Source organism: Helicobacter sp. T3_23-1056 (assembly GCF_053654535.1).
On the sequence record NZ_JBSIUU010000006.1, the window covers coordinates 125,484 to 132,798 of the forward strand.

The window sequence follows — 7,315 nt, forward strand, 5'->3', positions numbered from 1 at the left end:
ACTAAAATCTAAAATCAAAAGCCGTTTAAAATCGATTCAAATTCGATTTACTAAATGGTTAGTTTATCGTTGTAGAATCCAAAATCTAGCCTAGATACCGCGCTTTTAGCGCATATATTCGTTGTGTTTTTATCGTGTTTAGCCCTGCTAAAATATGCTTTTCACAACAAAAAGGAACAAAAAAGTGAAAAAATTTTTCTCATTGCAGATTTCACAACATTTATCATTATGCCCTGTGCATTCACTGCGTTTTTTTAAGCCATTTTTTATGCCAAAAATATGGCTTAAACCTTGTAGGTTTTGTGGTAGGCTTTGTGCGTTTTTGCTATTTTTACTATGTTTTTTAAGTTTTTTTGCCTGTGATTACGCATTTGCAGAAGCAAATGAGACAAAGGGGGCAAAGCAAGATTCCCTACCCACAAAAGATTCTACCAAATCAAAATCTAGCAAGGCAAATCTACCAAAGCTAGATTATAAATCCATAGCCAAAAAACCACAAAACATTACGCAAAATATTACAAAAGGCATTGCTCAAGAGTTTTCAAAAGAAGCGTTTTTTGAGTCTGTGGAAGCGCGAAATATCAGCCTAGTCAAAAGCAAAGCCGCCTTTGTAAGCCTCCTAGAATCCCAAAAGGCTTATAATGCGTGGGATAGCCCCTACACCGAGATAGAAGGCACACAAAATAAAAATGGCTATGGCAAAAAAGAGCTAGAACTAAACGCGCTTTTTATCCTAAAACCAAAACTTCCGTGGGTGCAAACACTACTACACAAAAGCCTAAATCTACAAACCCTCCAATACCAAAAAACCTACAATCTCTACAAAAATCTAGCTTTTATCTCCGCCAAGCAACTCTATCTTAGCTACATTATCGCCAAAGAAAAATATCATATTTATATCCACAGAGAGAGCAACTTTTTGTCCCAGCTACAAATCGCAAAAGCCAAGCTAAAAGCAGGCAGTATGTCCCAAAAAGACTACATTAGCTTTAACAATTCTTACTTAGATGCAAAACTGCTAAAAATGCAGGCACAAACCACCCTACTAGATTTGCAACGACAGCTCCATCAGATTTTAGGAATCGAAGTTTTAGAAATTATCGATTCTAGCACCTTGGCGCAAAACACACAAAATCTACAAGAAGCAAATGTCCTAAATGCGCAAGAATCTAGCGAGCAGGATTTGGATAACCCAAATGTCCCAAATATGCAAAATCCGCATAACGACTACCAAGACACCCAAAATAGCGCAAACATAGCCAAACACATCGATGAACAAATCCTATCCCCCAAAAGAGACATAATAGTCCAAGGGCTAGATTTTGACTATGCTACGCTATCTTTCGCCCACGCAAAAGAGAGCCTAAAATCCTCCCCCTACACAGAGATTTTAGACTTGCAAGCAAAAGATTATAAAACCAATGCAAAAATCGTTAGCCAAGAGAGATTTGATGCCATAGAGATAGGCGCAGGGGTCGCACATTCCCCTTCAAGTGATGGCGTGCAGTTTCGCCTAAGCGTGCCACTACCTGTAACGACAAAAAATATGCACTTAAAACGCAAGTTTTTAGCCCTCCATAGCGGCGCATTGAGAGAAAATGAAATCACCAAAACAAACCTAGCCCTAAACTTAGAATCCTATTATGAACAATTAGGGAACAAAAAAAGCTATATCGAACTACAAAAAGAAAATATACAAAACAAAAAAGAGCTAGTCGAAATGGGCAAAATCGCCTATGAAGCCCAAAAAATCAGCCTTTTTGAATACCTAACCTACCAAAACGCATATATGGATAGCCTTATCACCCTAGCAGATGCCAAGCTAGAATACATCGCTATCCAATCCCTACTAGAAGAGACACTAGGGCAAATGCTAGACACCGACACAAAATAAAGCAAACTAGACACTAAGTAACTAGACAAGGAGCAATGATGAAACAAGATTTTAAAATGATATTTGACAAAATCGAGCAACTAAAATCAAGCATAAAAACGCAACTTCCAAAGCAGCTAGAAAACAAATTTTGGCTAAAGCAAGCATTGCTAGGCGCAGTGATTTTGCTAGCAGTCGTGCTTTTAATCGTATTTATCATCACAAGCAATCGCGCTGATAACCCTAGCGAAATATCAGCAAGCCAGCATAAAGAGCAAACTCAAATAGATTCTAGCTCCAACAACGAACAACCTAACAATGAAGAATCTAGCGGGCAAGACGCGCTTATGGCACAAAACCACGCAAATGATGAAAACGGCTTTGACACGCATTTTGATACAAGTTTGGATAAAAATATAGATTCCCTGCAAAATCCGCCACATAACCAACACAATAGCCAAGATTTTGTAGCGCAAAATATGCCACAGCATAATCAACCCTCTCAAATCCCACAAGCCCTCCAAAGCCCCACACAAAGCCAAAATCCTAGACACACGCCAGCCAATCAAAACCAAAATCTAAGTCAAAATCCAAACCAAAATCCACCAAATACGCAAAAAAATTACCCCCAAAATCTCCCCACAGCAAAAGATTTGCAACAGCAAAACGCAAAATATACCGAAGTCAAAATCACCCCCTCTCAAGCACAGGGCTTAGGCATAAAAGACATTCCTATCCAAAATCCAAGCATTACGCGTGGCGTGCCTTTTAACGCGCTAATTGATTTTGATGACAAAGAATCCGCCACGCAAAGCTCGACTTTTGATGTCGTAGTGGTGGCGATTTATATGCGTGAGGGGGAGGCAATCAATGAGGGTGATGAGATTTGTGAGATAAATTCTAATGAGCTAAACAACTCATATTTTGAGCTAGAAAACGCACGCAATCGCTATCGCGTAGCCCAAGAAGTCGCCCAAAAAGACAAAGGTCTGTATGAATCAGGCGTGATTTCACAAAGAGAATACCAAACAAGCTACCTAGCAAGCCGTGAATTGTTTTTAAAACTTAGTCAGCTAGAAAACTCATTTAAACTATTTGGTATCGACCCCAAGCGACCAAAGGGCAAAAGCGGATTTCGCGTAGTGGCTAGCTCTAGCGGGATTTTGTCAGTCGCGCCCAAAACCACAGGGGAGAAAATCCCCGCCTTTACCCCCTATGTGAGAATCTCAAAAAGCAATGACTTACTAGCGCGAATCAAAATCCCCGCCTCCATCTCAGACTATGTAGTCCCGGGCTCAAAAGTATATAGCGAGCAAGGGCAATATGTAGGCGATATATCCACCGTATCAGTCGTCCTAGATAAGACAAATAACTCCATAACCGCCATCGCTAGACTACAAAAAGGCGTATTTCGCGTAGGCGAAGTCGCGGACATTTACATAGAGGGCAAACAGCCAAAAGGCACTTTCGCGCTCCCCTCCGATGCGGTTATCAAAAACGGCAAAGATGATTTGATTTTCATCAAAACAAAAGATGGCTATATGCCTCGCGTGGTAAATATCGTAGAAAAGCGAAGTAAATCCTTTGTCATTGATTCTAGTGGGCTAAGAGGCAGTGAGCAAGTCGCTTCAGGTGCGCTAATCGCCCTAAAAGGAATCATCAACAATGTAGGCGAGGTAAGCCAATAATGCTAGCAAAAATCATAGAATTTTCCCTTATCCAGAGAATCATTATCCTCATACTAGGCTTTGGGCTACTAGCCTTTGGCGGATATAGTTTTATAAGCATTCCTATTGATGCGTTTCCAGATGTGTCCTCCACGCAGGTGCGCATCTCTGTCAAAGCCCCGGGTATGGCGCCAGAAGAAGTAGAAAATCGTGTCGTGCGCCCCTTAGAGCTAGAGCTACAAGGGCTTCCTAGCCAAAAGATTTTGCGTTCCACGACCAAATACGCCATAGCCAATATTGTGCTAGATTTTGATGATAGCCTAGACATTTATCTAGCAAGACAAATGACAAATGAGAGGCTAGCAAACGCGCTAGATAGCTTGCCAGATGGCGTAGAAGTGCGACTAACACCTATCGTAACGCCACTTTCAGATATGTTTATGTTTACCATTGAGGGAAATATCAGCGATATGGAAAAGCGCATATTGCTAGATTTTACTATCCGCCCAGAAGTGCGCAAAATCAAAGGCGTAGCCGATGTAAATTCTCTAGGTGGCTTTGCAAAAGCATTTGTGGTGATGCCAGATTTTAACGATATGGCGCGACTTGGTATCACCATAACCGAGCTAGAAGATGTCCTAAAAGCAAGCCTTAAAAATGACGGCGCAGGGCGCGTAGATAGAGATGGCGAAGTCTATCTAGTCAAAGTCCAAAATGCCGCCCTAAGCCCGCAAGAAATCGCAGAGCTAGCCATACAAACCAAATTTGGCTTTGTGCGCATAGGGGATTTTGCCACCGTGCATACAGATTCTCTCACTAGGCTTGGCTTTGTTACCAAAGACGGCATAGGCGAAACCACGCAAGGAATGGTGCTATCCCTCAAAGGTGCAAACTCAAAAGACACTATCGTAGAGATTTACAAAAAATTTGAAGAGCTAAAACCACTTTTGCCAGAAGGGGTAAGCCTAAATGTATTTTATGATAGAAGCGATTTGACACAAAAAGCGGTAAATAATGTAACCAAAGTGCTGATTGAAGCCATCGTGTTAATTATCATTTTGCTATTTTTGTTTTTGGGGGATTTGCGTGCGGCAATCGCGGTGAGTGTGATTTTGCCCTGTGCGCTTAGCGTGGCATTTATCTGTATGAATCTAAGCGGTATGAGTGCAAATCTAATGAGTTTAGGGGGGCTAGCTATTGCCATTGGGATTTTGGTAGATTCTGCGGTGGTGATGGTAGAAAACGCCTTTGAAAAGCTAAGTAGCAACACCACCACGACTAAACTACACGCGATGTATCGCGCCTGCAAAGAAATCTCTGTTTCTGTGGTTAGCGGGATTATCATAATCATCGTGTTTTTTGTGCCGATTCTCACATTGGAGGGCATAGAGGGGAAAATGTTTGGTCCGCTTGGCAAAAGTATCGTTTTCGCGCTTTTAGGCTCTCTGATTTTATCTATCACAGTTATCCCCGTCATCGCCTCACTTGTGCTAAAAAGCAAAGATGAGCATAAAGAAACTTGGCTAATGCGACATATCAACAAAATCTATGAACCAGCCCTAAATTTCTGCCTAGCAAAATCCAAACTTGTCATTTCAAGCGCGCTTGTGTTTTTGGTGCTATCTTTGAGTCTTTTTCCTTTCATCGGGCGGGCGTTTATGCCGACATTAGATGAGGGCGACATCGTGCTTATGGTAGAGACTACGCCCTCCATTTCTATCCCACAATCGCGCGATTTAATCCTCCGCATAGAAAAAGCTATCAAAGAATCCGTCCCAGAGGTAAAAACCATTGTCGCACGCACGGGGACTGATGAGCTAGGGCTTGATTTGGGTGGGATAAATCAAAGCGATATATTTATGTCATTTATCCCAAAAGAACAATGGCAAGTCAAAAACAAAGACGAGCTTATCAAAAAAATCGCCGCTTCGCTAGAATCATTTGTTGGCATTAGCTTTACTTTCACCCAGCCTATTGATATGCGTATCAGCGAAATGCTTACAGGCGTGCGCGGGGATTTGGCTATCAAAATCTTTGGCGATGATATTCCCACGCTAAATGCCCTAAGCAATCAAATCAAAGAGATTTTGCAAGGTGTGCGCGGAAGTAGCGAGGTCTTTACCACGCTAAATGAGGGGGTAAATTATCTCTACATTACGCCAGAGAAGCACATTATGAGCAATGTCGGCGTAAGTATCGATGAGTTTTCAAAGTTTATGAAAAGCTCTTTAGATGGGATTTTGGTTTCTTACATTCCTATGGGTGTGGCTAGGATTCCCGTGCTTATCCGCCAAGAGCCAGAAATCGCTAGCGATATGACAAAGCTAGAAGCATTAGAGATGTTTTCATCAAAAGGCTATGTAGTCCCCGTAAGCTCAATCGCAGAGATAAAAGAAGTCGATGGTCCTGTAACCATCGTGCGCGAAAACAATCGCCGTATGAGCGTTGTGCGAAGCAATGTAGAAAATAGGGATTTGGGCGGTTTTGTCGATGAAGCGCGGGCAAAAATCGCCTCTCAAGTGAAGTTGCCAGAAAACTACTTTATCACTTATGGTGGGCAGTTTGAAAACCAGCAAAGGGCAAATGCTAGATTTGCTGTGGTGATTCCCATTAGTATCGTGGTAATCTTTTTTATCCTATTTTTTACCTTTAAAAGCGTGCCTTTGGCGTTGATGATTTTGCTAAATATCCCCTTTGCTATCACAGGTGGGCTTATCTCACTATTTGCTTCAGGGGAGTATTTTTCTGTGCCAGCTAGTATCGGCTTTATCACGCTATTTGGGATAGCCGTGCTAAATGGCGTGGTGATGATAGGGTATTTTAAAGAGCTAATCCATCAAGGATATAGTGTCGATGAAGCCGTAGTGCGCGGGGCAAAAAGGCGACTTCGCCCCATACTTATGACGGCATTTATCGCAGCCTTTGGACTTATCCCTATGCTACTCTCAAGCGGAGTGGGTAGCGAAGTGCAAAAACCGCTAGCCATTGTCGTGCTAGGCGGGCTTGTAACCTCTAGTGCTTTGACATTGCTACTTTTGCCCGCTATGTTTAGAATCGTGGCAAAAAAAGTCCAAATCAAATAAAATCTAAAAGGGAATGCAAATGTGCTTGCTTGAAATCTATGCAGAAGTGCGACTAAAAGATGATATTGTGGATATGCTTTTGGAGCGTAGGTTAAATGATTTTTTTTATTTCGTATGTGAAAAATACGCTTCGCGCACGCTTTTGCAAACCTCACGCGAGCAAGTAAGCGGGAGGAAAGAATATGGGGTGTTTAGGATTTTTGCGGATTATGATAGCGCAGATGAGCTATCCCGCGCAATGTATAAAGAATATCAGCGAGATGGCGTGCGGTGCTATTTGCTTGACAATGTCAAAGAAATGCCATAATGGTGCTTGTAGCAAATAACACAAATGCACAAAAACTAGCCAAAATCTAAGCAAAATCCAATAAAGCAAAATCATAAAAAGTAGGAAAAAGTATGGGCGTAAATGAAGATATGTTTATAGTCGTTGTGATACTAGCAGTGGCATTTTTGATAGGCGCGAAATATTTTAGCAAGTAAGCAATCATTTCTAAATATGATTTTGTAGTTGTTTTAGAAAATGATAAAACGCTATTTTTTGTCGGTTTTGCATTGTCGTTGTTGCATTGTTTGTTTTGTAGGTTACTTTGTGGTGGGTTTTTTAGCGGGGGCAGATTTTGTATTGGCTTTTGCATTAGATTTTGTAGCAGGCTTTGGACTAGATTTTGATTGCGTGCTAGATTTTGGGT

General features: G+C 41.6%; 5 protein-coding genes. 4 read left to right on the forward strand and 1 reads right to left on the reverse strand.

Annotated features, from left to right (window positions below; all coding sequences use genetic code 11):
• Positions 1-184: 184 nt before the first annotated feature.
• Genes ACWIUO_RS04720 through ACWIUO_RS04735 form a run of 4 tightly spaced genes read left to right on the forward strand, consistent with a single transcriptional unit; the run spans position 185 to position 6,930 of the window.
• Positions 185-1,894, forward strand: coding sequence for a TolC family protein (locus tag ACWIUO_RS04720; RefSeq protein WP_454176768.1), 1,710 nt, complete (start codon positions 185-187; stop codon positions 1,892-1,894).
• A 38-nt stretch (positions 1,895-1,932) separates the two neighbouring features.
• Positions 1,933-3,561, forward strand: a complete 1,629-nt coding sequence (locus ACWIUO_RS04725) for a hypothetical protein (RefSeq protein ID WP_454176769.1) — start codon at positions 1,933-1,935, stop codon at positions 3,559-3,561.
• A complete protein-coding gene (locus ACWIUO_RS04730; RefSeq protein ID WP_454176770.1) occupies positions 3,561-6,623 on the forward strand; it encodes an efflux RND transporter permease subunit in 3,063 nt (1,020 codons plus the stop codon). The genes ACWIUO_RS04725 and ACWIUO_RS04730 overlap by 1 nt, the downstream gene beginning before the upstream one ends.
• 19 nt (positions 6,624-6,642) lie before the next feature.
• Positions 6,643-6,930 carry a DUF3240 family protein gene (locus ACWIUO_RS04735; protein WP_454176771.1) on the forward strand — a complete coding sequence of 96 codons (288 nt, stop codon included), beginning with the start codon at positions 6,643-6,645 and terminating at the stop codon, positions 6,928-6,930.
• A 46-nt stretch (positions 6,931-6,976) separates the two neighbouring features.
• Here the strand turns inward: ACWIUO_RS04735 and ACWIUO_RS04740 are convergent.
• A partial coding sequence (locus ACWIUO_RS04740; RefSeq protein WP_454176772.1) for a hypothetical protein occupies positions 6,977-7,315 on the reverse strand: 339 nt, incomplete at its 5' end.

Bases quoted from the DNA above. Each gene is read 5' to 3' on its own strand.
- ACWIUO_RS04735 (WP_454176771.1), top strand. From the start codon at position 6,643: ATGTGCTTGCTTGAAATCTATGCAGAAGTGCGACTAAAAGATGATATT.
- ACWIUO_RS04725 (WP_454176769.1), top strand. From the start codon at position 1,933: ATGAAACAAGATTTTAAAATGATATTTGACAAAATCGAGCAACTAAAA.
- ACWIUO_RS04730 (WP_454176770.1), top strand. From the start codon at position 3,561: ATGCTAGCAAAAATCATAGAATTTTCCCTTATCCAGAGAATCATTATC.